At 51.8% G+C, this 1,555-nt stretch carries 1 protein-coding gene; it reads right to left on the bottom strand.

Features of this window, described 5'->3' with window-relative positions:
* Positions 1-247: 247 nt before the first annotated feature.
* A complete protein-coding gene (locus WEB54_RS17890; protein WP_368054349.1) occupies positions 248-886 on the bottom strand; it encodes a glutathione S-transferase family protein in 639 nt (212 codons plus the stop codon).
* Between the last annotated feature and the right edge of the window lie 669 nt (positions 887-1,555).

Raw genomic sequence — 1,555 nt, forward strand, 5'->3', positions numbered from 1 at the left:
TTGAAGTTATTCTTCCTAGCGCACTTCAAACTTAACAGTGAACTGTCACCGACACTTCCCTGCAGTTGGGAACCGGGGTTCGGTCCGTGCCGGGAAACCTTTCATACCCCGGGAACTTCCAGCAACACATGCCGGACATCATCGGCTGGTTCAAGCACAATCCGGCCGGGGATACCGGTGGCTGACGCCTGATGAAATGACGATTTATCAGGCTACGTCGCATGTTCGATATAATGGGCAGACTTTCTTAATCACCTGCAGCGAAATGCTCCATCTGATCTTTATAGGCCTTCAAAAAACCAGGGCGTGCTGTCGTGCGGGCAACATAATTACTGCAAGCCGGGTAGTCCGCTAACCCGTCAAAGCGGTCAACAAGGCGCAGGACATCTGCCATTAGTATGTCTGCGACAGAGAAAGACTCAGCGAGCCATTTTCGTCCCTTTAGCACGGCCTCCATACGCTGGAGGCGCGCCTGAAGAAATCCATCCAGATGCGTTCTTCCTGGCGTTTCCGTATCGTCTCCGGAGAACTTGAACAGAGACCAGGGCAGACTGGCCGCTTCAACCGAGTTAAGCGCAGCGAAGAGCCACTCTATAACCTCACTCCTGACGCGAGGGTCAGTCATTATGAGCTTGTCGCTGCGCTCACCCAGGTGAAGCAATATCGCGCCACTTTCGAATATGGAAAGATCACCATCACTCAACCAGGGCACCTGCCCAAAGGGCTGGTGTGAGAAATGGTCGTCACCCCGGTCGCGAAAAGACACACTGTTCACACGGTAGGGTAACTCCGCCTCTTCCAGAGCCCAGCGCACACGAAGGTCGCGTACATAACCCCGGGGCAGCTCCGGAACCCAATCAAAGGTGGTTAGGACTAACTCAGCCATTAGATCTCTCCCTTTTCGAAAACGATATCGACTGCGCTTATTTCCCGAGTTTCAGTGCGCAATCTCTAAAATTTCATTTTGAACGTCAATTACCGATAGTCAAATTTCAAACTCTACGGCAAGGAGTCGTCCCGCAAGCCCACGAATCGACAAAAGAGGCGAAAAAATAGCAGATTTAAACGACACACAGCTGGAGAGTCCCCAGGTTGACAGGATTCAGCATGGCCTTATCACCATACAGGCATCAACGCAAAACAGCCCCCACCGGATCTTTAACGACTGCATATACATAGTCACCACCCTTCCCTTTTGCTGGCTTGTGCCGTCGTCAGCTTTGCCATACATCAGCACGCTCCCCTCCAGAATTTCCGCGCGCTCGCCCAGGCCGATGATGGGAATGCCTAGGTTGTTCATCAGGTCCGCTTCAAAATTAATACCGCGAAAAACCACCTCTCAGATAGAACAGAAGCTGCTACTATCAAACCGTTCACCAATCATCGTCGTAGCCTCAACGTTATTTGTAAGGATATATCATGAAACACATTCTCCTCGCCGGACTGACCATGTTACTGATCTCAGCCTGTGCCACCAGCCCAACGGGCCGTTCGCAACTAATGCTGATATCGCCGGACATGGCCATCAGCGAGTCAAAGGCGGCCTATTTGAGTA

This window comes from Saccharospirillum sp., from assembly GCF_040881935.1.
Lineage (GTDB): Bacteria > Pseudomonadota > Gammaproteobacteria > Pseudomonadales > Natronospirillaceae > Saccharospirillum.